At 61.9% G+C, this 24,557-nt stretch carries 21 protein-coding genes; 19 read left to right on the plus strand and 2 right to left on the minus strand.

Annotated features, from left to right (window positions below; translation table 11 throughout):
- Positions 1-121 precede the first annotated feature (121 nt).
- Positions 122-1,795 (plus strand): long-chain fatty acid--CoA ligase, encoded by a 1,674-nt coding sequence (locus ACYQ47_RS23855; protein WP_244826314.1) that lies wholly within the window; start codon positions 122-124, stop codon positions 1,793-1,795.
- Positions 1,796-1,948: 153 nt separating this feature from the next.
- On the opposite strand, the gene ACYQ47_RS23860 is transcribed toward ACYQ47_RS23855, so the two are convergent.
- Positions 1,949-3,127, minus strand: coding sequence for a porin (locus ACYQ47_RS23860; protein ID WP_244826313.1), 1,179 nt, complete (start codon positions 3,125-3,127; stop codon positions 1,949-1,951).
- Between the two features lie 346 nt (positions 3,128-3,473).
- Here ACYQ47_RS23860 and coq7 point away from each other — a divergent pair, with 346 nt between their 5' ends.
- The 18 genes from coq7 to lpxC all read left to right on the plus strand — a co-directional run bounded on the left by coq7 (position 3,474) and on the right by lpxC (position 23,985).
- Positions 3,474-4,130 carry a 2-polyprenyl-3-methyl-6-methoxy-1,4-benzoquinone monooxygenase gene (gene coq7 / locus ACYQ47_RS23865; protein WP_244826312.1) on the plus strand — a complete coding sequence of 219 codons (657 nt, stop codon included), beginning with the start codon at positions 3,474-3,476 and terminating at the stop codon, positions 4,128-4,130.
- A gap of 384 nt (positions 4,131-4,514) precedes the next feature.
- A complete protein-coding gene (gene mraZ, locus ACYQ47_RS23870) occupies positions 4,515-4,943 on the plus strand; it encodes a division/cell wall cluster transcriptional repressor MraZ (RefSeq protein ID WP_250465724.1) in 429 nt (142 codons plus the stop codon).
- A 27-nt stretch (positions 4,944-4,970) separates the two neighbouring features.
- Complete coding sequence (gene rsmH / locus ACYQ47_RS23875) at positions 4,971-5,912, plus strand: 16S rRNA (cytosine(1402)-N(4))-methyltransferase RsmH (protein WP_459907229.1); 942 nt, start codon at positions 4,971-4,973, stop codon at positions 5,910-5,912.
- Positions 5,909-6,253, plus strand: a complete 345-nt coding sequence (ftsL, locus tag ACYQ47_RS23880; RefSeq protein ID WP_244826309.1) for a cell division protein FtsL — start codon at positions 5,909-5,911, stop codon at positions 6,251-6,253. Before rsmH ends, ftsL begins: the two co-directional genes overlap by 4 nt.
- Complete coding sequence (locus tag ACYQ47_RS23885; protein ID WP_244826308.1) at positions 6,250-8,109, plus strand: peptidoglycan D,D-transpeptidase FtsI family protein; 1,860 nt, start codon at positions 6,250-6,252, stop codon at positions 8,107-8,109. The genes ftsL and ACYQ47_RS23885 overlap by 4 nt, the downstream gene beginning before the upstream one ends.
- Positions 8,106-9,632 carry a UDP-N-acetylmuramoyl-L-alanyl-D-glutamate--2,6-diaminopimelate ligase gene (locus tag ACYQ47_RS23890; protein ID WP_459907232.1) on the plus strand — a complete coding sequence of 509 codons (1,527 nt, stop codon included), beginning with the start codon at positions 8,106-8,108 and terminating at the stop codon, positions 9,630-9,632. The genes ACYQ47_RS23885 and ACYQ47_RS23890 overlap by 4 nt, the downstream gene beginning before the upstream one ends.
- Complete coding sequence (locus tag ACYQ47_RS23895; protein WP_459907234.1) at positions 9,629-11,059, plus strand: UDP-N-acetylmuramoyl-tripeptide--D-alanyl-D-alanine ligase; 1,431 nt, start codon at positions 9,629-9,631, stop codon at positions 11,057-11,059. Before ACYQ47_RS23890 ends, ACYQ47_RS23895 begins: the two co-directional genes overlap by 4 nt.
- 20 nt (positions 11,060-11,079) lie before the next feature.
- Positions 11,080-12,249, plus strand: coding sequence for a phospho-N-acetylmuramoyl-pentapeptide-transferase (gene mraY / locus ACYQ47_RS23900; RefSeq protein WP_250465716.1), 1,170 nt, complete (start codon positions 11,080-11,082; stop codon positions 12,247-12,249).
- A 77-nt stretch (positions 12,250-12,326) separates the two neighbouring features.
- A complete protein-coding gene (murD, locus tag ACYQ47_RS23905; RefSeq protein ID WP_459907237.1) occupies positions 12,327-13,838 on the plus strand; it encodes a UDP-N-acetylmuramoyl-L-alanine--D-glutamate ligase in 1,512 nt (503 codons plus the stop codon).
- Positions 13,835-15,133 (plus strand): putative lipid II flippase FtsW, encoded by a 1,299-nt coding sequence (gene ftsW / locus ACYQ47_RS23910; protein WP_244826303.1) that lies wholly within the window; start codon positions 13,835-13,837, stop codon positions 15,131-15,133. The genes murD and ftsW overlap by 4 nt, the downstream gene beginning before the upstream one ends.
- Complete coding sequence (murG, locus tag ACYQ47_RS23915; RefSeq protein WP_250526273.1) at positions 15,130-16,263, plus strand: undecaprenyldiphospho-muramoylpentapeptide beta-N-acetylglucosaminyltransferase; 1,134 nt, start codon at positions 15,130-15,132, stop codon at positions 16,261-16,263. Before ftsW ends, murG begins: the two co-directional genes overlap by 4 nt.
- Before the next feature lie 3 nt (positions 16,264-16,266).
- On the plus strand, positions 16,267-17,658 hold the full coding sequence (gene murC, locus ACYQ47_RS23920; RefSeq protein ID WP_244826301.1) for a UDP-N-acetylmuramate--L-alanine ligase: 1,392 nt from the start codon (positions 16,267-16,269) through the stop codon (positions 17,656-17,658).
- 26 nt (positions 17,659-17,684) lie between these two features.
- On the plus strand, positions 17,685-18,626 hold the full coding sequence (locus ACYQ47_RS23925) for a D-alanine--D-alanine ligase (RefSeq protein ID WP_244828120.1): 942 nt from the start codon (positions 17,685-17,687) through the stop codon (positions 18,624-18,626).
- Positions 18,627-18,656: 30 nt separating this feature from the next.
- On the plus strand, positions 18,657-19,409 hold the full coding sequence (locus ACYQ47_RS23930) for a cell division protein FtsQ/DivIB (RefSeq protein ID WP_244826300.1): 753 nt from the start codon (positions 18,657-18,659) through the stop codon (positions 19,407-19,409).
- A gap of 26 nt (positions 19,410-19,435) precedes the next feature.
- Positions 19,436-20,668, plus strand: coding sequence for a cell division protein FtsA (gene ftsA / locus ACYQ47_RS23935; protein ID WP_244826299.1), 1,233 nt, complete (start codon positions 19,436-19,438; stop codon positions 20,666-20,668).
- A gap of 144 nt (positions 20,669-20,812) precedes the next feature.
- Entirely contained in the window at positions 20,813-22,015 is a 1,203-nt protein-coding gene (gene ftsZ / locus ACYQ47_RS23940) for a cell division protein FtsZ (RefSeq protein WP_244826298.1), read from the plus strand.
- A gap of 282 nt (positions 22,016-22,297) precedes the next feature.
- On the plus strand, positions 22,298-22,801 hold the full coding sequence (locus tag ACYQ47_RS23945; protein WP_244826297.1) for a peroxiredoxin: 504 nt from the start codon (positions 22,298-22,300) through the stop codon (positions 22,799-22,801).
- Positions 22,802-23,067: 266 nt separating this feature from the next.
- Positions 23,068-23,985: a UDP-3-O-acyl-N-acetylglucosamine deacetylase gene (gene lpxC, locus ACYQ47_RS23950; RefSeq protein WP_244826296.1), complete on the plus strand. Its 918-nt coding sequence runs from the start codon at positions 23,068-23,070 to the stop codon at positions 23,983-23,985.
- Positions 23,986-24,035: 50 nt separating this feature from the next.
- Here the strand turns inward: lpxC and ACYQ47_RS23955 are convergent, their stop codons facing one another.
- On the minus strand, positions 24,036-24,530 hold the full coding sequence (locus tag ACYQ47_RS23955; RefSeq protein WP_309844456.1) for a DUF721 domain-containing protein: 495 nt from the start codon (positions 24,528-24,530) through the stop codon (positions 24,036-24,038).
- Positions 24,531-24,557: the final 27 nt, after the last annotated feature.

The following is a 24,557-nucleotide window of genomic DNA, read 5'->3' on the forward strand; positions in this document are numbered from 1 at the left end:
AAAGAGCAGGCCGGAACGAGTCTGGAAGGCGGCGTCTAACCCAATTGTCGGAAGCGAGGCAAGCAGCTAGCATCTCGTTTTCGCACGATCATTCTAAATTCCAATAAGAAGGAGACGCCGCATGGAAAAACCATGGTTGAAGTCCTACCCGGACGGCGTACCGGCTGAAATCGACGTTTCCGCGTACCGGTCGGTTTCCCAGTTGCTCGAAGACAGTTTCCGCAAGAACCGCGACCGCCGCGCGTTCGTCTGCATGGGCAAGTCGATTACCTACGGCGAACTCGACGACATGTCGAAAAAGCTCGCGGCATGGTTTCAGACGAAGGGTCTCAAGCCCGGCGCGCGCGTCGCGTTGATGATGCCCAACGTGCTGCAATATCCGATCGCGATTGCGGCGGTTCTGCGCGCGGGTTATATCGTCGTCAACGTCAATCCGCTTTACACACCGCGTGAGCTCGAACATCAGTTGAAGGACAGCGGCGCGGAAGCCATCGTCTTGCTCGAGAATTTCGCGCATACGCTGCAAGCCGTGGTGAAGAACACGGCCATCAAACACGTCGTTGTCGCCGCGCTCGGCGACCTCATGGGTTTGAAAGGGCTCGTCGTCAATCTGGTCGTGCGGCGCGTGAAGAAGCTCGTGCCCGAGTGGAGTCTGCCCGGACGGGTTCGCTTCAATGACGCGCTCAGCGAAGGTGGACGCGCCACGTTTCATAGCGTCGAACAAAGTCCCGATGACGTCGCGTTCCTGCAATACACGGGCGGCACGACGGGCGTCGCCAAGGGCGCGACGCTTTTGCATCGCAACCTGATCGCGAACGTGTTGCAATCCGAAGTCTGGCTGGATCCGGCACGCAAGCGCCGGCCCGATATCGACCAGTTCATCTGCGTGGTCGCGTTGCCGCTTTATCACATCTTCGCGCTGACGGTGTGCGGCATGCTGACGATCCGCACCGGCGGACTTGGCGTGCTGATTCCGAATCCACGCGATATCGCGGGGACGATCAAGGAACTAAAGGGCATACAGATCAATACGTTTCCGGCCGTTAACACGCTCTATAACGCGCTGTTGAATCATCCCGATTTCGACCAGCTGGATTTCTCCAAGCTCATCGCGGCGAATGGCGGCGGCATGGCGGTGCAGGAAGCCGTCGCCAAACGCTGGTTCGCGAAGACGGGCGTGCCGATTGTCGAAGGCTACGGGTTGTCCGAAACGTCACCCTGTGTGACCTGCAATCCGGTCACGGCGATGGAATATACGGGGACGATCGGCTTGCCGTTGCCATCGACGGAAATCGTCATTCGCGACGACGACAACAACGACGTTCCGTTCGGTCAGCCCGGCGAAATCTGCATTCGCGGTCCGCAAGTCATGGCGGGCTACTGGAACCGCCCCGACGAAACCGCAAAGGTGATGACGCCCGACGGCTTCTTCCGCTCGGGCGACGTGGGCGTCTTCGATGATCGCGGTTACGTGAAAATCGTCGATCGCAAGAAAGACATGATTCTCGTGTCCGGCTTCAATGTTTATCCGAACGAGATCGAGGACGTGGTCGCCATGCTGCCCGGCGTGTTCGAAGTGGCCGCGGTCGGCGTGAAGGATCAGAACTCGGGCGAAGCGGTGAAGCTCTTTATCGTGCGCCGTGATCAGAGCCTGACCGAAGCGGATGTCGTGGCGTTCTGCAAAGAGCGGCTGACGGGGTACAAGCGGCCGCGCATCATCGAGTTTCGCAATGACCTGCCGAAGAGCAATGTCGGCAAGATCTTGCGGCGCGAATTGCGCGACGGCACGGCCTGAAGAATCGATTTGGGAAATGGAAAAGCCTTCGTGTCGAAAGACCGAAGGCTTTTTTCTTTGCATCGCATGGAAGCGGTTATGCCCGACGCGCCTTGCCATATAAAAAAGGCGCCCGAAGGCGCCTTTCAAGAGATACCGCTATGTTAAGACTTGTTAGAACTTGTGGCGAATACCGACCAGCGCCGCGACCTGGTTCGACGTCGACGACGGCGACAGACCGTTGATGCTTGCAACCGCTGCGCGTTGCGTCGAATCCGTACCCGTTGCGTGCTGGTACACACCGTCGATATACACGTCCGTGCGCTTGGACAGGAAGTAGTCCGCGCCGAGCATGCCTTGGTGGTACTTGGCATCGGCCAGGCCATAGCCCTTCGTGTAGTCGTAAGCGACGCCGAGCAGCAGAGCCGGGGTCAACTGATACTTGAAGTTGAGTTCGGCGTTGTGGAACTTGCCCGAACCGCCCGTGTAAGCAGCCGGGTTGAGGCCGGCGCCGGCTTCGCGGCCGACATCCTTGAACTGCGTGTTGCTGTACGTCGCGCCGACCGTTGCCGCGCCGAACGTATAAGCACCGCCCGCCGAGATCACTTGTTGCGTGTGAGCCGATGCGAAGCCCGAGATCACGCGGCTGTTCGGGAAGTTCGAAGCCGTACCGGCCGTTGCAGCCGTGCGCGAGGTCGTGTTGTTGCCGAAGAACGAATAGTTCGGGTCCTTGACGTTCAAGTACGCAGCGCCCAATTGCAACGGGCCTTGCGAGTAGCCGAGGCCAGCCGACCAGATCTGGTTGCGATTGAACTGACCTGCGTTGCCGCCCAGGCTGTACAAGCCGCCGAACGTGAAGCCGGCGTAGTTGGCGCTCGTGAATTTGACCGAATTGTTGACGCGCAACGAGTTGTTCATGTTGTCGAGGTCGCCCGGGTGCGCACCGAAGTACGTCGCCCACTGGCTGCCGACTTCGAACGCGCCGGTGAAGTCAACCACGGAGTCGTACTGACGACCCAACGTGACCGTGCCGTACTGCGCCGTCGACAGACCGACGTAAGCCTGACGGCCGAACTCGTCGCCGCCTTGACCCAGCGCGCCGTTGAACACGTTGAAGCCGTTTTCCAACACGAAGAGGGCCTTCAGACCGCCGCCGAGATCTTCCGTACCACGCAGGCCCCAACGGCTGCCCTGCACGTTGCCGCTGTTCAAGGCATACAACTTCTGACCAGCGCTATTGTTCGAGTACAGGAAGCCAGCGTCGATGATGCCGTACAGCGTCACGCTGCTTTGCGCGTGGGCGGCGCCAGCGAAGGTGCCCAAAGCGGCCAAAGCGAGAAGCGACTTTTTCATTGAATAGATCTCCAAGGAGTGTTTGCGACTTTTGGGCAAGGTCACTGTTCTATCGCCAGTGTGTTGACGTCCCTGCCGGGCACTTCTGAATGAAGTTGAGACGTAATGTAACAAAGAGGTCTTGGGCGACAAAGGAAAAGGGGCCGGTCTGCGCACCTCGTGTGACGTTTTTGCAACATGCGCTAAAATCTTGGTTTTGCAGGAATTTTATGACTCGCGTTTGCCCTAATTCAAAATTTGATTAGTTCAAAAAGCCTGCTTTGGATATTTCTTGCCAGAGAATATGGCTTGCTGAAAGAAGGCGAAGAGCATCGAATTCCGCGCAACGAGATGAGGGAGAAAAACCATGACGCTAGACGAAGTCATCAGCGAATTCGACCGCGGCCTGCGTTCCATGGCGGGTATCAGCCGCATGTCGCGGCCGGTTCCGGAGCCGAACGCGCTCGGTCAGTCGGAGATGAGCCTTCCGGGCATCGACGAACCCGCGCTCGACGAGAAGGAGCGGTCGCACGCCGCTGGTCTGATGCGCGTGAACCATGTCGGCGAAGTCTGCGCGCAGGCGCTTTATCAGGCCCAGAAGCTGGCGACCAATAGCCCGCAGCTGAAGGCGAGCTTCGAACACGCCGCGCGCGAGGAAGAAGACCATCTCGCATGGACGTCCAAGCGCCTTCGCGATCTCGATTCGCGCCCGAGCCTGCTCAATCCGTTGTGGTACGCAGGCGCACTAGCCATCGGCTTTGCAGCCGGACGCCTCGGCGATCGCGCGAGCCTGGGTTTCATGGCCGAAACCGAGCGTCAGGTGGAGCAACATCTCGATGGCCACATGAAGACGCTGCCGCAAAACGATCACGCGTCGCGCGCGATCGTCGAGCAAATGCGGCAGGACGAAGCCGCACACGCTGCCGCGGCTATCGGAGCGGGCGGTGGTGAGGTTCCGTTCCCCGTGCGAGCGTTGATGCGCGCAGCATCGAAGATCATGACCCGCACCGCTTACTATATTTAGACGGCAGTCTCATGGTCGATGGCCTGCTCCATCGACCAAATTACCGTTTGCGCGTGCGCGGAGGCGGCATATCCACCTATAAGAACGGTTACATTTCATTCATTTTGTCGGTCAAATTCACGTAACACTTTCACATCGTCCACTAGCTCTATAATTTATAACGCTTTTCTACTTTGTGCTACTTTAAGCTCCTGCGCTAAGTCCTTGTTCTAACGGGCAAAAACTACTCGAAAAAAAGTTTCGCGTCTTGACCGAGGAAATGCCTTCCACTAAAGTGGGAGACAGTGTCAGAAAGTGGTCTTTTGTGTGATTTCGGAGTCACTTTAAGGCTACTTCGCAAAAAGACGGGCGCCAACGGGGGCGTCAGCACAGGGAGAAGGGCGAGTGTTCCAGGGAGCGTCGGCGCTGACGCTCGATGCGAAAGGACGGATGTCGGTTCCGTCTCGCTATCGGGAAGCGCTGCAAGGGCAGGCAGAAGGCCGGGTGACGCTCACAAAGAGCCCGGATGGATGCCTGTTGCTGTTTCCTCGCCCGGAGTGGGAAGTCTTTCGCGCCAAAGTCGCCGCGCTTCCCATGGAAGCCATGTGGTGGCGGCGCATCTTTCTCGGCAACGCAATGGATGTGGAAATGGACGGCGCCGGCCGCGTATTGGTCTCGCCCGAACTGCGCTCTGCCGCATCGCTTGAAAAAGAAGTGACCCTGCTCGGCATGGGCGTGCACTTCGAATTATGGGACTCGCAGACCTATGCGGCGAAGGAAGCCGCGGCAATGGCGCAGGGCATGCCCGACGCGCTGAAGAATTTCACTTTCTGACGCGGCGCTAAAAACATGGCACCTGCGATGAGAAATGAACTGCAGCATCGCACGGTGCTGCTAAACGAAGCAATTGACGGGCTGATCACGCGCGCGGACGGCATCTATATAGATGGCACTTTCGGGCGCGGCGGACATAGCCGGGGCATTCTGGATCGGCTGGGCGAAGCGGGGCGGCTCGTCGCCTTCGACAAAGACCCGCTCGCAATCGCCACGGCGCAACAGATAGAAGACTCACGCTTTTCGATCGTGCATGACAGTTTCGCTGCCCTGCGCGATACGGCGAGCGAGCGTGGGATGGGGCGAGTGTCGGGCGTGTTGCTGGACCTGGGCGTGTCGTCGCCACAAGTGGACGACCCGGAGCGCGGCTTCAGTTTTCGCGCGCAAGGTCCGCTCGACATGCGCATGGACCCGACTCGAGGGGAGTCGGCGGCAGAGTGGCTCGCGCGGGCAACGGTGCAGGAACTCACGGAGGTGATCAGAGATTATGGGGAAGAACGGTTTGCTTTTCAGATTGCAAAGGCGCTTGTTGCTCGCAGGGCAGAGTCCGAGCGTCTTGGGCCTCTCGACAGCACGAGCGAGCTTGCCGAAATCGTGGGTCACGTCGTCAAAACCCGTGAGAAGGGCAAGGACCCGGCAACTCGCACCTTTCAAGCTATACGGATTCACGTCAATCAAGAGCTTGCGGAGCTGCAAGTAGTACTTGAGTCGGCACTTTCGTTGTTGGAGCAAGGGGGGCGGCTGGTCGTGATCAGCTTTCATTCGCTCGAAGACCGGATCGTCAAGCGTTTCATGCAGGCGCATGCCAGCGCGCCCGCCGTGGACCGTCGCTTGCCGATCCGCGCGGTCGATCTTCCCAGCCCGCCGTTGCGGGTCGTGGGCCGCGTGTTTCCGAGCGACGCTGAAGTCGCCGCCAACCCGCGCGCCCGGTCCGCGGTCATGCGTATCGCGGAGCGGATCGCGCCATGAATCGCCTCAACATCTTCCTGTTGATCGTCGTGCTCGGGTGCGCGTTGTCGGTCGTCAGCGCCACCAACAAGCAGCGGCAAGTGTTCATCGAATTGCAAAGGGCGCAGTCGCAAGAGCGTCAGTTGCAGCAGGATTATGCGCAGTTTCAGTATCAGCAGAGCGCGTTGTCGAAGACCTCGCGCATCGAGCAATTGGCTACTAACTCGTTGAAGATGCAGCCCGTCGCTACCGGCCGCACGCAATACCTGACCTACGACCCGGCGACCTTCAAGGCCGCCGACGCGCCCATGCCGCCGCCGCTGCCCGCGTCGGCGCCGCCCGCACGCGGAGCCAAACGATGAAAAAATCCGCGAAACAAAAGGACGTCGCCTACACGCCGAATCCGATCCTCGCCGTGCGTCTGCCCATGTGGCGCTCGAAGCTGGTCGTGTTCATGTTGTTCATGGCGTTCGTCGCGCTCGCCGGGCGGGCATTCTGGATCCAGGGTCCGGGCAACGCGTTCTTCAAGAAGCAAGGCGAAAGCCGCTATCAACGCACGCTGGAAATGCCCGCCACGCGCGGCCAGATTCGCGACCGTAACGGTCTCGTGCTCGCCACGAGTCTGCCGGTGAAGGCCATCTGGGCAATTCCCGAAGCCGTGCCGAACGACCTCGGCGCGGACAAGCTCGCGCAACTCGCAAAGTTGCTCGACATGACGCAGAAAGATCTGCGCGCGAAACTCTCGATGGACAAGACCTTCGTCTACGTGAAGCGTCAGGTGCCGCTCGAAGTCGCGCAAAAGGTCGCGGAGCTCGACGTTCCCGGCATCTATTCGCGCGGCGAATACAAGCGCTTCTATCCGGAAGGCGAAATCACTGCGCATCTGATCGGCTTTACTAATATTGAAGACAAGGGACAAGAAGGCGTCGAACTCGGCGACCAAGGTGTCCTCGCGGGTACGCCTGGCATGCGTCGCGTCATCAAAGACCGCATGGGTCATATCGTCGAGGATGTCGACGAGCAGGTCGTGCCGCATAATGGTACGGACGTCGAACTCTCGATCGATAGCAAGATTCAGTACATCGCGTACACGAATCTGAAGGCTGCGGTCGAGAAGTCGAAGGCGAAGGCTGGCGCTGCAATTGTGATCGACACCAAAACGGGCGAAGTACTCGCGCTCGTCAACTATCCCACGTACAACCCGAACGACCGCACGCGCATGACCGGCGAGCAGTTGCGCAACCGCATTCTCACGGACACTTTCGAGCCAGGCTCGATCATGAAGCCGTTCACCGTTTCGCTCGCGCTGGATTTGCATCGCGTGACGCCGAATACGCTCGTCGAAACGGGTGGCGGCACGTTCGTGCTGGACGGCGCGCGCATCACGGACGATTCAGGTTTCGGCACGCTCACTGTCGGTGGAGTGATTCAGAAATCGAGCAATATCGGCGCGACCAAAATTGCGATGCAATTGCGCGCCGAAGAAATGTGGAACATGTACACGAGCCTCGGTCTCGGTCAGGCGCCGAAGGTTGGTTTCCCTGGCGCGGTGACGGGACGGTTGCGGCCGTGGAAGAGCTGGCGGCGCATCGAGCAGGCAACCATGTCTTATGGCTACGGCTTGTCTGCTTCGCTGTTTCAGCTAGCACGCGCTTATACCGCGATTGCGCACGACGGTCAGGTCATGCCGGTGTCCATTTTCCGCACGCCGGGCGATCAACCGGCGCAGGGTCAGCAAGTGTTTTCGCCGACCACCGCACGTGAAGTGCGCGCCATGCTCGAAACCGTGGTGTCGAAGGGCGGCACGTCGCCGGATGCAGCGGTGCCGGGCTATCGCGTCGGCGGCAAGAGCGGCACCGCGTACAAGCATGCGGGTCGCGGTTACGACCATTCGAAGTATCGCGCGTCGTTCGTCGGCATGGCGCCAATGCCGAATCCGCGCATCGTCGTGGCCGTATCGGTCGATGAACCGACGGCGGGCAGTCACTTCGGCGGCCAGGTTTCGGGTCCCGTTTTCTCGGCCATCGCCGGCGACACGCTGCGTGCGCTCAATGTGCCGCCCGACATGCCGGTCAAGCAAATGGTCGTGACCGACGATTCGAACTCCGCAACGCAACCGCCGGCGAAGCAGCCCGCGAACAACGCCAACAACGCAATAGCCGCGAAGAAATACGCAGTGTCGAGCAACACGAAGACGCATCCGGGAGTCGTGCGATGAGCGCGCAGGCCCGCCAGATATCGAACGCGGTCGAATGGCTGCGCGCACATGCGCAACCCTCGGCGAACCTGCATGCCGACACGCGCTCACTCAAGAGCGGCGACGTGTTTCTGGCCTATGCCGTCGATGGCGCGGACAACCGTTCTTATCTGGATGCCGCGCTCGCAGCGGGCGCGGTGGCGGCGCTGTATCAGCCGGAAAACTTCACGGGCAAGCCGGATGCGTCGAAGACGCTCGCCGTTGCAAAACTCAACGAACTCGCCGGCCCGATTGCCGCTGCATGGTACGGCGAGCCGACCGCGTCGATGCTCACCGTTGGCGTGACGGGCACCAATGGCAAGACTTCGTGCAGTCAGTGGATTGCCACCGCGCTCACCGCGCTCGGCCGGCCGTGCGCAATCGTCGGCACGTTGGGTATCGGCATGCCGGGCAAGCTCGTTCATACCGGCTTCACCACGCCCGACGCGGCACAGCTTCAGCGCAATCTCGCGCAACTCAAGACGCAGGGCGCGGAGGGCGTGGCGATGGAAGTCTCGTCGCATGCGCTGCATCAAGGGCGCGTGAACGGCACGGATTTCGACCTCGCCATCTTCACGAACCTCACGCAGGATCATCTCGACTATCACGGCACTTTCGACGCATACGAAGCCGCCAAGGCGCGTCTTTTCGCGTGGCCCACGCTCAAGACCGCAATCGTCAATCGCGACGACGCGGCGGGACAACGTTTGATCGAATCGCTGCGCGGCAAGGTGCGCACGATTGCATACGGCGTCGATATTCCCGTGAACGCCGTGCCAAGCGCCGATGCGCTTTTGCTCGCGACCAACGTGCGCGCCACCGCAACGGGCACCGCGTTTCATCTTTCGTCGGACTGGGGCGAAGCCGACGTGGAAGTCGGCACGCTCGGCGCCTTCAACGTCAGTAATCTGCTTTCCGTGCTCGGCGTGCTGCTCGAAGTCGGCGTGCCGTTCGACACCGCGCTTGCACGCATCGCGAAACTCGAATCGGTGAACGGCCGCATGGAGCGGCTCGGCGGACGGCCGCAAAGCGATGAGCCGCTCGTCGTGATCGACTACGCGCATACGCCCGACGCGCTCGACAAGACACTCGCCGCCTTGCGTCCAATTGCAACTGCGCGTGGCGGCGAACTCGTCTGCATGTTCGGATGCGGCGGCGACCGCGACGCGACCAAACGCCCGCTCATGGGCGCGATTGCCGAGCGACTTGCCGATCAGATCGTCATCACGAGCGACAACCCGCGCAGCGAAGACCCGCAAGCGATCATCGACCAGATCGCGGGCGGCATGAAGGACGCCAGGAAAGCGCGCCGTATCGAAGATCGCGCGAGCGCGATCTTGCAGGCGATTCGCGCGGCGGCGCGCGAAGACGTCGTCGTGCTGGCCGGAAAGGGCCACGAAGCCACGCAGGAAATCATGGGCAAGAAACGCGCTTTCTCGGATCAGGACCACGCACGCCTCGCGCTTGCCGCACGTGCCACGCAGCAGCGCGGAGGCGGCGAATGACCATGTTCACCTTGCGCGAAGCCGCAGCGCTCATTCCCGGCGCCGTTTTGCAGGGCGATGAAAACCTCGCGATCGAACGCATCGTCACCGACAGCCGCGCGGTTCAGGCCGGCGATCTCTTCGTAGCGGTGAAGGGCGATCGTTTCGATGCGCACGACTTCCTCGATCAGGTTGCAAAGGGCGGTGCGTCGGCGGCGCTCGTTTCGCGCGAGCCATCATCCGGGAATGCCTGGCCGCTGCCAGTCATCAAGGTAAAGGACACGCGCATCGGGCTCGGTGCGCTGGCACACGGCTGGCGTGAGCGCTTTGCCATGCCGCTCGTCGCCGTTACCGGCAGCAACGGCAAGACCACGGTCAAGGAAATGATCTCGTCGATCTTCGCGTCCGCGGTCGGCGAAGATGCGCGGCTCGCCACGGCCGGCAACTTCAACAACGACATCGGTTTGCCGCTCACGTTGTTTCGCCTGAACGCGGCGCACAAGCTCGCGGTCGTCGAACTCGGCATGAATCATCCCGGCGAAACGAGTGTGCTCGGCAAGATCGCCGCGCCGACCGTCGCCGTGGTGAACAACGCGCAACGCGAGCATCAGGAATTCATGGCAACGGTGGAAGCCGTCGCGCTCGAACATGCATCGGTCATTCACGCGCTCGGCGAAACCGGCACGGCCGTGTTTCCCGCCGACGATCACTACGCGAGCATCTGGCGCGTGGCCGCGACCGGCAATCCGATCATGGACTTCGCATTGAGCGAGGACGCAGCGAAGGCGGCCGTCACCGGCACGCTCGACGGCACGACGGTGCACGTTCGCTCGCCGCAAGGCGAGATCGACATCGCGCTTGCCGTGCTTGGCGATCACAACGCGCGCAACGCATTGGCCGCAACGGCGGCGGCACTGGCTGCAGGCGTATCGCTCGATGCCGTCAAGCGCGGTCTCGAAGCATTTCAGCCGGTCAAGGGACGTCTGCAAGTGAAGCGCGCGGTGCTTGGCGCGCTTTCCGGCGCCACCGTGATCGACGACACGTACAACTCCAACCCCGACTCCATGCGCGCGGCCATCGACGTGCTCGCATCGCAAGCATCGCCGCGCGTGCTCGTCATGGGCGACATGGGCGAAGTAGGCGAAGAAGGTCCAGCGTTCCATCGCGAAGTCGGTGCTTATGCGGCACAACGCGGAATCGACGCGCTCTTCGCGTTGGGCGACGCGAGCGTCGATTCCGTGAACGCATTCAACGCTGCGGCATCGAAGCAGGCCGGCGCGCATTTCAACGATGTCGCCGCCCTAATTCAAGCAGTGCAACAAGCCGGCTTCGGACCCGGCGCCACGTATCTCGCGAAAGGCTCGCGCTTCATGAAGATGGAGCGCGTGGTGGATGCCGTGACAAGTCCACAACCACCCGTCGCGGGCACCACGCCCGCGGCACACTGAACTGAAAGAGAAGGACCAGCATGCTACTCGCACTCGCGCAATGGCTCCAGAATGACGCCAGCTTCATGCGCGTGTTTACCTACATCACGTTCCGCGCAGTGGGCGCCACGGCGACGGCGCTCCTGATCGGGCTCGTCTGCGGTCCGTGGGTGATCCGCAAACTGACCGCGTTGAAAGTCGGTCAGGCCGTGCGCCGTGACGGCCCGCAATCGCACCTCGTCAAGTCCGGCACGCCGACCATGGGCGGCGTGCTCATCCTCATCGGTATCGCCATTTCGACGCTGTTGTGGGCCGACCTCACCAACCGCTTCGTGTGGATCGTGATGCTCGTGACCTTCGGCTTCGGCGTGATCGGCTGGGTGGATGACTATCGCAAGGTCGTGTACAAGGACCCGCGCGGTATGTCGTCGCGCGAGAAGTATTTCTGGCAGTCGGTCATCGGTCTCTTCGCCGCGGTGTACCTCGCCTTCAGCGTGTCCGAAGCGAACAACGCGCGCGTGTTCGATCTCTTCATGGCGTGGGTGCGCAGCGGTCTTTCCATGGGTCTGCCAGCGCGTGCCGACTTGATGCTGCCGTTCATCAAGGCGATCAGCTATCCGCTCGGCGTATGGGGCTTCATCGCGCTGACGTACTTGGTGATCGTCGGCGCCAGCAACGCGGTGAATCTCACCGACGGCCTCGACGGCCTGGTCATCATGCCCGTGGTGCTGGTGGGCGCGTCGCTCGGCGCGTTCGCTTATGTCATGGGTAGCTCCGTGTATTCGAAGTACCTGCTGTTCCCGCATATTCCCGGCGCGGGCGAATTGCTGATCTTCTGTTCGGCCATGGGAGGCGCCGGTCTCGCTTTCCTCTGGTACAACACGCACCCGGCGCAAGTGTTCATGGGCGATGTCGGCGCGCTCGCGCTCGGCGGCGCGCTCGGCACCATTGCCGTCATCGTGCGTCAGGAGATCGTGCTGTTCATCATGGGTGGCATTTTCGTGGCCGAAACGCTTTCGGTCATGTTGCAAGTCTTCTGGTTCAAGTTCACGAAGCGCCGTTATGGCGAGGGCCGCCGCTTCTTCAAGATGGCGCCGCTGCATCACCATTACGAACTGTCCGGCTGGACCGAGACGCAAGTGGTGGTGCGCTTCTGGATCATCACGTTGATGCTGTGTCTGCTTGGTTTGTCGACGTTGAAGCTGCGTTGATTTCGCGGTGATTTTCGTGTCGATGGTGCGACGTTCGAAGGTTTCTTGAATTTTCGTTTCAGGTCAAAGGTAAAGCGATGTTTGGCGAGAAGTTTGTGGATCGGCAAAGTCCGATGGTGCTTGTGCTGGGACTCGGTGAATCGGGTCTCGCGATGGCGCGCTGGTGCGTCAGGCACGGCTGCCGCCTGCGCATCGCCGACACGCGCGAACTGCCGCCGAATCTTTCCGAGCTCGCCATCCATCAGATCGATGCGGACTTCGTCGGCGGCCCGTTCTCGACTGAATTGCTCGATGGCGGTATCGAGATCGTCGCCATCAGCCCAGGACTTTCGCCGCTCGCGCCGGACTTCGCGCCGCTGATCGATGCTGCTAAAGCACGCGGCATTCCTGTGTGGGGCGAACTCGAATTGTTTGCGCAGGCGCTGGCCAAGCTCGGTATGGACGGCTATCAGCCGAAGGTGATCGCCATCACGGGCACGAACGGCAAAACCACGACGACCGCGCTCACGGGCCTCCTGTGCGAACGCGCGGGCAAGCGCGTGGCGGTCGCGGGCAACATCAGCCCGGCCATGCTCGACAAGCTCACTGAAGCCATCGATCAAACCGCGCTGCCCGACGTCTGGGTGCTCGAACTGTCGAGCTTCCAGCTCGAAACCGCGCACACCTTCGCGCCGGACGCCGCCGCCGTGCTGAACATCACGCAGGATCATCTCGACTGGCACGGCGGTCTCGACGCCTACGCCGCCGCGAAAGGCCGCATTTTCGGCGCGCGCACGACGCGCGTGCTGAACCGCGACGACGCCCGCACCATGGCGCTCGCGAAGAACGTCGCGGCGAATCGCGTGGTGAGCTTCGGTCTGGACGAGCCGGTCAACGTGGGCGACTACGGGCTTTTGCGCGAGAACGGCATGGTCTGGCTCGCGCAAGGCGTGGATCAGGACGCCGCCGACGAACCGGTCAGCTCGCGTCGTCGCAAACAGGAAGCCGCCGCGCCGAACGTGGTGAGCAAGCGCCTCATGCCTGCCGACGCGCTGCGCATTCGCGGTCTGCATAACGCCGCCAACGCGCTGGCGGCGCTGGCGCTCGCACGTGCGGTCGATCTGCCGCTCGCCGCCTTGCTGCACGGCTTGCGCGAATATCACGGCGAGCCGCATCGCGTCGAAGTGATCGCGCAGATCGAAGGCGTCGATTACGTCGATGACAGCAAGGGCACCAACGTCGGCGCCACGGTCGCCGCGCTCGACGGTCTCGCGCAACGCATCGTGCTGATCGCGGGCGGTGACGGCAAGGGCCAGGATTTCTCGCCGCTCGAAGCACCGGTCGCACGCTGGGCGCGCGCCGTCATGCTGATCGGCCGCGACGCGCCGCGCATTCGCGAAACGCTCGAAGCCACCGGCGTCGCGCTCGAAGATCACGCCACGCTCGAAGCCGCGACGCAGTCCGCCGCGCGCCTCGCGCAACCGGGCGATGCCGTCCTGCTCTCGCCCGCCTGCGCGAGCCTCGACATGTTCAAAAACTATGCACATCGCGCCGACGTATTTCGCGGCGCGGTCGAAGAAATTGCCGCCGCGCGGGGAGTCATGCTATGAGCTGGTCGGAACGCTTTGGATCGAAATTGACTGGCCAGCGCAACGCGGTTCCGCAGGATTCGCTTGCGGGTCGCGCGGGCGCTTCGGTGCGCGTCGGACGTCCCGAAACCGCGGGCGGCATTTCGAGCGCGGTCAACGGCGTGCGTCCGGCGCGCTCGCGCATGCTCGACTACGACTACTCGCTTTTGTGGGTGATGATCTCGCTGCTCGGCCTTGGCATCGTGATGGTGTATTCGGCTTCGATCGCCATGCCCGATTCGCCGAAGTACGCGCAGTATCGCGACTATCACTTCCTCGTGCGCCATCTGATCTCGATAGCAACGGCGCTCGTCGGCGCGGTCATCGCGTTCAAGATTCCCATCAAGACCTGGGACAAGTACGCGCCGAAGCTCTTTCTCGTGGCGCTCGTGCTGCTCGTCATCGTGCTGGTGCCGCATGTGGGCAAGGGCGTGAACGGCGCGCGCCGCTGGATTCCGCTTGGCATCACGAACATGCAGCCGTCGGAAATCATGAAGCTCGCGGTGACCATCTACGCCGCGAACTACACCGTGCGCAAGCAAGAGTTCATGCACAGCTTCGGCAAGGGCTTTTTGCCGATGGCGGTCGCGGTCGGCGCAGTCGGCGCGCTCCTGCTGCTCGAACCGGACATGGGCGCGTTCATGGTGATCGCGGCTATCGCCATGGGCGTGCTGTTCCTCGGCGGCGTCAACGGCAAGCTGTTCGGCGGCCTGGTGGCGACGGCGGTCGGCACCTTCACCTTGCTCGTGTGGGCATCGCCTTGGCGTCGTGAGCGAATCTTCGCTTACCTCGATCCGTGGGACGACCGTTACGCGCAAGGCAAGGCTTATCAGCTCACGCACTCGCTCATCGCATTCGGACGCGGCGAATGGTTCGGCGTGGGCCTCGGCGGCAGCGTCGAGAAGCTCAACTATCTGCCGGAAGCGCATACCGACTTCATCCTCGCGGTGATCGGTGAAGAGCTCGGCTTCGTCGGCGTGATCTGCGTGATCCTGCTGTTTTACTGGATCGTGCGCCGCGCGTTCGAGATCGGCCGTCAGGCACTCGCACTCGATCGCACCTTCGCCGGTCTGATGGCCAAGGGCGTGGGCATCTGGTTCGGCGCGCAGACCTTCATCAACATGGGCGTGAATCTCGGTCTTTTGCCGACCAAGGGTCTCACGTTGCCGCTCGTGAGCTACGGCGGCTCGGGCATTCTTTTGAACTGCGTCGCGCTCGCGGTACTGCTGCGCGTCGATTATGAAAACCGGGTGCTGATGCGCGGAGGCAAGGTATGACCGTGCAAGGCTCATCCACTGCGAACGCACGCACGCTGATGGTCATGGCGGGCGGCACCGGGGGCCACGTGTTCCCCGGTCTAGCGGTCGCGCACTGGATGCAGGCGCAGGGCTGGCGCGTGGTGTGGCTCGGCAATGCGAGCGGCATGGAAGCGACGCTCGTCCCGAAGCACGGTATTCCGATGGAGTCCGTGCGCTTCGGCGGCGTGCGCGGCAAGGGCATCAAGACCAAGTTCATGTTGCCCGTGAATCTCTTGCGCGCGTGTTCGCAGAGTCTGCGCGTGCTGCGTCAGGTGAAGCCGGATGTCGTGCTCGGCATGGGCGGCTACATCACGTTCCCGGCGGGCGTGATGACGAGACTCGCCGGCTGCCCGCTCGTGCTGCACGAACAGAATTCCATCGCGGGACTCGCGAACAAGGTGCTCGCGCATCTTGCGAAGCGCGTGCTCGTCGCTTTTCCGAACGCGCTGCCCAATGCCGAATGGACGGGTAATCCCATTCGTGCGGAACTAACGCGCACATTGCCACCTAAAGAACGCTATGCCGCGCGTTCGGGCCGGTTGAACGTGCTCGTGGTCGGCGGCAGTCTCGGCGCGGCTGCGCTCAACGAAACGGTGCCGAAGGCGCTTGCCCTGTTGAGCGACGAAGAACGTCCGCGCATCGTGCATCAGGCAGGCGCGAAGCATATCGAAGCGCTCGAAGCGAATTACGCCGCGGCAGGTTTTTCGCGTGGCGGCGACTTGCAACTCGTGCCGTTCATCGAAGACATGGCAAGCGCTTATGCGGCAGCCGATCTCGTGATCTGCCGTTCAGGCGCGATGACCGTCTCCGAGATCGCGGCGGTCGGCGTAGCGGCGCTGTTCGTGCCGTTCCCGTTCGCCGTCGACGATCACCAGACGACCAACGGCGCGTTCCTCGCCAGGAACGGCGCGGCGGAATTGATACAACAACGCGATTTGTCGGCGGAAAGGCTCGCCGGCTGGTTGCGTATGCAGTCGCGCGAAACGCTCACGGCAATGGCCGAGCGTTCGCGCGCGCTGGCGAAACCGGACGCGACCGAACGGGTCGCGAAGGTTTGCGCCGACGTGGCCGGTGCGCGTACCCACGCGCAAGCTCGAGAGGCACATTAAGTCATGAAACATATCGTCAAACACATTCACTTCGTCGGCATTGGCGGAGTCGGGATGAGCGGCATCGCGGAGGTGCTGCTCAATCTCGGTTATCAGGTCAGCGGTTCGGACCTGTCGAACAACGCAATCACCGAGCGCCTCAAGATGCTCGGCGCGCGCGTGGCTATCGGGCATCACGAACAGAACATCGAAGGCGCGAACGCGGTCGTCGTATCCACGGCCGTGCGGCAAGACAATCCGGAAGTGCTGGCCGCGCGTCATCGTCGCGTGCCTATCGTGCCGCGCGCGGTCATGCTCGCGGAACTCATGCGCCTGAAGCAGGGCATCGCCATTGCCGGCACGCACGGCAAGACCACGACCACGTCGCTCGTCGCAAGTGTGCTGGCGGCAGGCGGACTCGATCCGACCTTCGTCATTGGCGGCCGGCTGATCAGCGCGGGCGCGAATGCGCGGCTCGGCACCGGCGACTTCATCGTCGCGGAAGCGGACGAGTCGGACGCGTCGTTCCTCAACCTCTTTCCCGTGATCGAAGTCATCACGAACATCGACGCCGATCACATGGACACCTACGGCCACGACTTCGCGCGGCTGAAGCAGGCGTTCATTGAATTCACGCATCGCCTGCCGTTCTATGGCATTGCCGTGTTGTGCGTGGACGACCCGAACGTGCGCGAAATCCTGCCGTTCGTGTCGAAGCCGATCATCCGCTACGGTCTCGGCGCCGAAGCGCAAGTGCGCGCGGTGAACGTCGAAGCGCGCGGCGGCCGCATGAAGTTCACGACGCTGCGCGAAGACGCGCCGCCGCTCGATATCGAACTGAATCTGCCGGGCACGCACAACGTGCAGAACGCGCTCGCCGCCATCGCCATTGCGACCGAACTCGAAGTCGCGGATGCCGATATCCAGCGTGCGCTCGCCGAGTTCAACGGCGTGGGCCGGCGCTTCCAGCGTTATGGCGAAGTGAAGGCGAACGACAACGAAGGCGCGTACACGCTGATCGACGACTACGGTCATCACCCGGTCGAGATGGCCGCGACCATCGCGGCGGCGCGCGGCGCGTTTCCGGATCGCCGGCTCGTGCTCGCGTTCCAGCCGCATCGCTACACGCGCACGCGCGACTGCTTCGAGGATTTCGTGAAGGTGTTGTCCACCGTCGATGCCCTCGTGCTCACCGATGTCTATGCCGCGGGCGAAGCGCCCATCGTCGCCGCCGACGGCCGTGCGCTCGCGCGCGCCATCCGCGTGGCGGGCAAGGTCGAACCGGTGTTCGTCGAAACCGTGGACGAAGTACCCGATGCCGTGACGACGCTTGCGCGCAACGGCGACGTGGTGATCACCATGGGCGCGGGTTCCATCGGCGGTGTATGCGGGCGGCTCGCGCTGAGCCAGAACTGAACATGAAAGACGCAACCAAAAGCAACGTGAATCAACTCGATCCCAAGGTCTTCGGCAAGGTCGCCGTGCTGCTTGGCGGTAACTCGGCCGAGCGCGAAGTCTCGCTCAACTCGGGACGGCTCGTGCTCGAAGGTTTGCGCGAAGCGGGCATCGACGCGCATCCGTTCGATCCGGCGGAGCGTCCGCTCTCGGACTTGAAGGCGGAAGGTTTCGAGCGCGTGTTTATCGCGCTGCATGGCGGCTATGGAGAGAACGGCCAGTTGCAGGGCGCGCTGGACTTTTATGGCATCCGTTATACGGGCAGCGGCGTGCTCGGTTCGGCGCTCGGCATGGACAAGCTGCGCACCAAGCTCGTGTGGCAGCAGACCGGCATTCCCACGCCGCCGTTCGAGACCGTGTATCGCGGTGAAGACTACGACGCGCGCACGCACGAAATCATTGCGAAGCTCGGCTTGCCGCTCTTCGTGAAGCCAGCGACGGAAGGCTCGAGCGTCGCGGTCATCAAGGTGAAGAGCGCGGAAACGCTCGCGCCCGCGCTCGAAGAAGCCGCGAAGTACGACAAGATCGTGATCGTGGAGAAGAGCATCGAAGGCGGCGGCGAGTTCACGTGCTGTATCGCCGGCAATCTGGATTTGCCGGTCATCAAGATCGTGCCGGCGGGCGAGTTTTACGACTATCACGCGAAGTACGTCGCCGACGACACCCAGTACCTGATTCCCTGCGGCCTGACCGAAGCGGAGGAAGCGCGCATGAAGCAACTGACGCAGCGCGCCTTCGACATGCTCGGCTGCACGGACTGGGGCCGCGCCGACTTCATGCTGGACCTCGACGGCAATCCGTACTTTCTCGAAGTCAACACGGCGCCGGGCATGACGGATCACTCGTTGCCGCCGAAAGCGGCGCGCGCGGTGGGCATCAGCTACAAGGATCTGGTGGTGAAGGTGTTGTCGTTGACGCTCGAAGACTAAACATTCGCACAGGACACAAGCAAACGAACCATGTGGAACAACGTTCGCCAAATGAACCTCGCCGCCAGCGCGCTGCACTTGATGCTCGTGCTCATGCTGCTGGCCGCCGCGGGCATCTGGGCGATACAGCGTCCCGAGTTTCGTCTGCGCGGTATCCAGATCGACGGCGACACGGCGCACATCAACACGCCGACGGTGCGCGCGAGCGTGGTGGGGCATCTGAAGGGCAATTTCTTCACGGTCGATCTCGATACGGCCCGCGCCGCGTTCGAGCAGATGCCGTGGGTGCGTCATGCAAGCGTGCGGCGCGTCTGGCCGAATGCGCTCGCAGTGACACTCGAGGAATACAAGCCGCTCGGCACCTGGGGCAACGACCAGTTGGTGAGCGTGGACGGTGAACTCTTCACGGCGAACCAGGGCGAACTCGACGACGACCTGCCCGCGTTCGACGGTCCCGAAGGCACGGCGAAGGAAGTGGTCGCCCGGTATCACGATTTTCAGAAGTGGTTCGCGCCGCTCGACGCGCAGCCGGAGGAAGTGACGCTGTCGCCGCGATTCGCGTGGACGGTCAAGCTCTCGAACGGCACGCAGCTCGAACTGGGCCGCGAGCGCAATGAAGACACATTGCTCGAACGCAGTCGGCGCTTCGTCGCGTCGTGGCCGTCGGTGACGGGGCGTTGGGGCAACGACATCGAATACGCGGATTTGCGTTACCCGAATGGCTTCGCGATACGAGCAGCTGGAATGCGTTTCATCAATGACACCGACAAGGCCAAGAAGTAAGCAGACAAAACGGGCATGAGCACGCTATGAGCAAAGACTACAAAGACCTGCTGGTTTCCCTCGACATTGGAACGTCGAAGGTGGTCGCGATCGTCGCCGAACTGAAAGGCGAGGGCCACTACGAGGTGATCGGACTCGGTCAGAGCGACTCGAAGGGGTTGAAGAAGGGCGTCGTGGTCAACATCGAGGCCACGGTGCAATCCATTCAGCGCGCGCTCGAGGAAGCCGAGCTGATGGCGGATTGCAAGATCACGAATGTCTTCACGGGCATTGCGGGAAGCCATATCCGCAGCTTCAATTCGAGTGGCATGGTGGCGATCAAGGACAAGGAAGTCACGCAGACGGACGTCGCCCGCGTGATCGAAACGGCCAAGGCCATCAACATCCCGACCGATCAGCAGGTGCTGCATATCCTGACGCAGGAATTCATCATCGACGGTCAGGAAGACGTGCGCGAGCCTATCGGCATGAGCGGTATCCGGCTCGAAGTAAAGGTGCATATCGTGACGGGCGCGGTGAGCGCGGCGCAGAACATCGTGAAGTGCGTGCGCCGCTGCGGGCTCGAAGTGAACGACCTCATTCTTCAGCCGCTCGCCTCGTCGCTGGCGGTGTTGACGGAAGACGAGAAGGAACTGGGCGTGGTGCTCGTCGATATCGGCGGCGGCACGACGGACATCGCCATCTTCAGCGAAGGCGCGATCCGTCACACGGCCGTGATTCCCATCGCCGGCGATCAAATCACGAGCGACGTCGCGATGGCGCTGCGCACGCCGACGCCGGACGCGGAAGACATCAAGGTGAGCTACGGCATCGCGAAGCAGGCGCTCGCCGATCCCGACGAGATGATCGAAGTGCCGGGTCTCGGCGAACGCGGTCCGCGCACGCTGTCGCGTCAGGCGCTCGCAGCGGTGGTCGAGCCGCGTGTCGAGGAACTGTTCTCGCTGGTGCAGCAGGTCGTGCGCGAATCCGGCTACGAAGAATTGCTGTCGAGCGGCGTCGTCCTGACCGGCGGCGCGGCGATGATGCCCGGCATGGTCGAACTCGGCGAAGACATTTTCCTGAAGCCAGTGCGTATCGGCGTGCCGGAATACGCGGGCGGCCTTGCAGATGTCGTGCGCAATCCGCGCTATTCGACGGCCATGGGCCTGCTCGCCGAAGGACGCTCGCAACGCATGCGCGGCCGCAAGGTCGCGGTACAGAACGGATCGATGGGCCAGGTCTTCACGCGCATGAAAGACTGGTTTCTCGGAAACTTCTGAATCGAATAAGAAACATAAGTAGCACGAAAGAAAAAGCAGCAGACGCTGAATATAATTCGTGCCAGTACCGGCGGCTGGCGCGCGGTGAGGGGTTGCCCGATCTCTCGCCGAATAACGCCGATCTTCATTCTTGACGGAGGCAACATGGATTTCGAAATGCTGGAAACGGAAACCAACGGAACGATCATCAAGGTGGTCGGTGTCGGAGGTGCGGGTGGCAACGCCGTGCAGCACATGATCAACAGAGGTGTACAAGGCGTCGACTTCATCGTGATGAATACCGACGCGCAGGCACTGGCTCGCTCACGCGCGCCGGCGGTTCTGCAATTGGGCATGACCGGTCTCGGTGCGGGCGCCAAGCCGGACAAGGGTAAGGAAGCGGCGGAAGACGCGCGCGAGCGTATCGCCGATGCATTGCGTGGCGCGCACATGGTGTTCATCACCGCGGGTATGGGTGGCGGCACGGGGACGGGCGCGGCGCCGGTGGTCGCGCAGATCGCGAAGGAAATGGGCATTCTGACCGTCGGCGTCGTGAGCAAGCCGTTCGAGTTCGAAGGCGGCCGCCGCATGCGCGTGGCGGAAGCCGGCTCGCAGCAGTTGGAAGATCACGTCGACTCGCTCATCGTCGTGTTGAACGACAAGCTGTTCGACGTGATGGGCGATGACGCCGAAATGGACAAGTGCTTCCAGTGCGCGGATGACGTGCTGAACAACGCTGTCGCGGGCATCGCGGAAATCATCAACGTCGATGGTCTCGTGAACGTCGACTTCGAAGACGTGAAGACCGTGATGGGCGAGCAAGGCAAAGCGATGATGGGCACGGCGACAGTCGCCGGCGTCGATCGCGCGCGTCTCGCAGCGGAACAGGCCGTGGCGAGCCCGTTGCTCGAAGGCGTGGACTTGTCGGGTGCGCGCGGCGTGCTCGTGAATATCACGTCGAGCCGTTCGCTGCGTTTGTCGGAAACGCGTGAAGTGATGAATACCATCAAGAGCTACGCGGCCGACGACGCAACCGTGATCTTCGGCGCGGTGTACGACGACGCAATGGGCGATGCCCTGCGCGTGACGGTGGTGGCAACGGGACTGGGCCGCGCGGCGAAGAAGCAGCAGCAAGCGCCAATGACCCTCCTGCGCACGGGCACCGACAATCAGCCGGTCGCGCATGCGCACGCAACGCACAACACGTATTCGCCGCAGCATGGTCAGCCGACGGATTACGGTCAGCTGGACACGCCGGCAGTGTGGCGTTCGACGCGGGAAACGGCGGCATCGCATGTGCAGGCATTGCAGGAAAAGGGCGTCGACACTTACGACATCCCGGCGTTCCTGCGCAAGCAAGCGGACTAAGACGGGCCTCATCGCCGAATCATGGCGACGAGCGAAGCCGTAGCACCCGTTATCACGCGCGCTGAGTCGAGAAGCGCGACAATGCAGGCTTCACGTGGGGCGACTGTCCAAGGCCGCGTTCGAGGACGTATCGAATCGGACGCCAGGCCGTGGCCAGGCGCTCTCCACGAATTTGCCACTGTGCAGATGAAGCCGGTGTCGTCGAACTTCGCGATAAAGCGTCAAGCGCGGGACGATGCACTTCGCCGGAATGTGCGGGCACTGACGAGGGAAGGACCGAGCATGATCAAAGTGGGTGAAACGTTGCCGGATGTGCGTCTCTTCGAGTTCATCGAGGAGCCGAGCGAAGGCTGCGCCGTGGGACCGAACGGGTTCTCGGCGCGCGAGCGGACCGCTGGCAAGCGCGTGGTGATCTTCGGATTGCCGGGCGCGTTCACGCCGACGTGTTCCGCCAGACACGTGCCCGGCTACGTCGAGGCGGCGGAGGAGTTTTCCGCTGAGGGTATCGACGAAGTCTGGTGCGTTTCCGTCAACGACGCGTTCGTCATGAACGCGTGGGGACGCGATCTTCAAACCGCGGGCAAGGTGAAGATGATCGCGGACGGCAGTGCGCGTTTTGCCCAGGCACTCGGACTGGATCAGGATTTGACCGAGCGCGGCATGGGAATTCGTTCCCAGCGCTACGCGATGGTGATCGACAATGGCGTGGTCAAGACGCTCAATGTCGAAGCGCCCGGCAAGTTCGAAGTCAGCGACGCTCAAAGCATCCTGGCGACGTTGCGCTGAGTGAAGCGGCGTCGCGTTGTCTCTGTACAACGCCGCAGACGCACTCTCAAACAGCCGCAACTTGGGGCCGATGACCGGAAATGCCTCCATTCCGGCCATCGGCCCGTTCTACTTCATTAAATCTGTCATCGGCAGGTAACACCGGGAAACACTTGAAACCTCCCGGAGCGCGACGACGTGCACTGGATGGAGTATACTTCGGCCTATTAGCTTATATAGTGCGATTAATTCTCTTTATTGGGAATTCATATCGGAAGAAGAAAATCATGTTGAAGCAGCGAACAATCAAGACCGTAGTCAAGACCGTGGGAATCGGGCTCCATTCCGGCCGGAAGGTCGAACTGACGCTCAAGCCCGCACCGGCTGGCACGGGCATCGTGTTCTCGCGTATCGACTTGCCGCAGCCGGTCGACATTCCCGCGTCCGCGATGTCCGTCGGCGACACGCGTCTGGCGTCCGTGTTGCAGAAGGACGGCGCGCGCGTTTCCACCGTCGAGCACTTGATGTCGGCATGCGCGGGACTCGGTATCGACAATCTGTATGTCGATGTAACGGCCGAGGAAATCCCGATCATGGACGGCAGCGCGGCTTCGTTCGTGTTTCTGATTCAATCGGCGGGTATCGAAGAGCAGAACGCGCCGAAGAAATTCATCAAGGTGACGAAGCCCGTCGAAGTGCGCGACGGCGATAAATTCGCGCGTCTGGACCCGTATTTCGGCTTCAAACTGAGCTTTACCATCGACTTCCGTCACCCGGCCGTCGACAAGACCGGTCAGGCGTTGGAAGTGGATTTCGCGACTACGTCATATGTGCGTGAAATCGCGCGTGCTCGTACGTTCGGCTTTGCGCACGAAGTTGAAATGATGCGTGAACTCGGTCTCGCACGCGGCGGCAGCATGGACAACGCGATCGTGCTCGACGAGTACCGCATCCTGAATAACGACGGCTTGCGCTACGACGACGAATTCGTGAAGCACAAGATGCTGGACGCCATTGGCGACCTGTATGTCGTGGGGCATCCCCTGCTCGCGTCATACAAAGCGTACAAGGGCGGCCACGCCATGAACAACATGCTTTTGCGCGAATTGCTCGCAAACGAAGACGCTTACGAAATGGTCACGTTCGAGGACATTCAGAAGGCGCCGCGCGGTTTCAGTTTCGACACGCAGACGGCATTTGCCTGAGTCACTTCAGGCAGCGAGTTTCAAGCGAATGAGCGGTGCGAAAGCATCGCTCATTTTTTTTCGCCTTTGCCTTGATGACGCGCGGCCATTTTCGCGAGCGCTTCCTGCAGCGGCGAAGGCGCGAGCGTCTCGGCAAGCTCGTGCAGCGCCGATGCGCCCGCCGCCGACATCCGCGCTTGCTTGGGCGGCACCGCGTCCTGCATCGATTGCGGACGCACGCGCACTCTCAGCGAGTTGACCGCCCAGCCGCGTTGCTGCAAATCGGCGAGCAAAGTGGGCTCGATATGGCGCAGCCGCGCCGCGAGCGCGTTATGCGCGGCGAAAAGCGCTAGCACGCCATCCTTGATGAAACCGGGCTCGACATTGGCCGCGAGATAATCCGGCAGAAGCGTGCTCAGATCGCGCTGCAGCGCCGCCACTTGCTCGACGCCTGCCCGCAATGCGCGAAAGGCATCGGTGCGATCGAGGACATCGGCCAGCGCCTGTGGCTTGCGCGGATCGAACCGCTGCGGTCCAGATCTTGAATTTGTAGAAAAACGGCTCATTTTTGGCTTGAGAACGCCCGACGCAAT

This window comes from Caballeronia sp. HLA56 (assembly GCF_054655155.1).

Coding starts and splice junctions, on each gene's coding strand:
- ACYQ47_RS23855 (WP_244826314.1), top strand. CDS start 122: ATGGAAAAACCATGGTTGAAGTCCTACCCGGACGGCGTACCGGCTGAA.
- ACYQ47_RS23860 (WP_244826313.1), bottom strand. CDS start 3,127: ATGAAAAAGTCGCTTCTCGCTTTGGCCGCTTTGGGCACCTTCGCTGGC.
- coq7 (WP_244826312.1), top strand. CDS start 3,474: ATGACGCTAGACGAAGTCATCAGCGAATTCGACCGCGGCCTGCGTTCC.
- rsmH (WP_459907229.1), top strand. CDS start 4,971: ATGAGAAATGAACTGCAGCATCGCACGGTGCTGCTAAACGAAGCAATT.
- ftsL (WP_244826309.1), top strand. CDS start 5,909: ATGAATCGCCTCAACATCTTCCTGTTGATCGTCGTGCTCGGGTGCGCG.
- ACYQ47_RS23885 (WP_244826308.1), top strand. CDS start 6,250: ATGAAAAAATCCGCGAAACAAAAGGACGTCGCCTACACGCCGAATCCG.
- ACYQ47_RS23890 (WP_459907232.1), top strand. CDS start 8,106: ATGAGCGCGCAGGCCCGCCAGATATCGAACGCGGTCGAATGGCTGCGC.
- ACYQ47_RS23895 (WP_459907234.1), top strand. CDS start 9,629: ATGACCATGTTCACCTTGCGCGAAGCCGCAGCGCTCATTCCCGGCGCC.
- mraY (WP_250465716.1), top strand. CDS start 11,080: ATGCTACTCGCACTCGCGCAATGGCTCCAGAATGACGCCAGCTTCATG.
- murD (WP_459907237.1), top strand. CDS start 12,327: ATGTTTGGCGAGAAGTTTGTGGATCGGCAAAGTCCGATGGTGCTTGTG.
- ftsW (WP_244826303.1), top strand. CDS start 13,835: ATGAGCTGGTCGGAACGCTTTGGATCGAAATTGACTGGCCAGCGCAAC.
- murG (WP_250526273.1), top strand. CDS start 15,130: ATGACCGTGCAAGGCTCATCCACTGCGAACGCACGCACGCTGATGGTC.
- murC (WP_244826301.1), top strand. CDS start 16,267: ATGAAACATATCGTCAAACACATTCACTTCGTCGGCATTGGCGGAGTC.
- ACYQ47_RS23930 (WP_244826300.1), top strand. CDS start 18,657: ATGTGGAACAACGTTCGCCAAATGAACCTCGCCGCCAGCGCGCTGCAC.
- ftsA (WP_244826299.1), top strand. CDS start 19,436: ATGAGCAAAGACTACAAAGACCTGCTGGTTTCCCTCGACATTGGAACG.
- ftsZ (WP_244826298.1), top strand. CDS start 20,813: ATGGATTTCGAAATGCTGGAAACGGAAACCAACGGAACGATCATCAAG.
- ACYQ47_RS23945 (WP_244826297.1), top strand. CDS start 22,298: ATGATCAAAGTGGGTGAAACGTTGCCGGATGTGCGTCTCTTCGAGTTC.
- lpxC (WP_244826296.1), top strand. CDS start 23,068: ATGTTGAAGCAGCGAACAATCAAGACCGTAGTCAAGACCGTGGGAATC.
- ACYQ47_RS23955 (WP_309844456.1), bottom strand. CDS start 24,530: ATGAGCCGTTTTTCTACAAATTCAAGATCTGGACCGCAGCGGTTCGAT.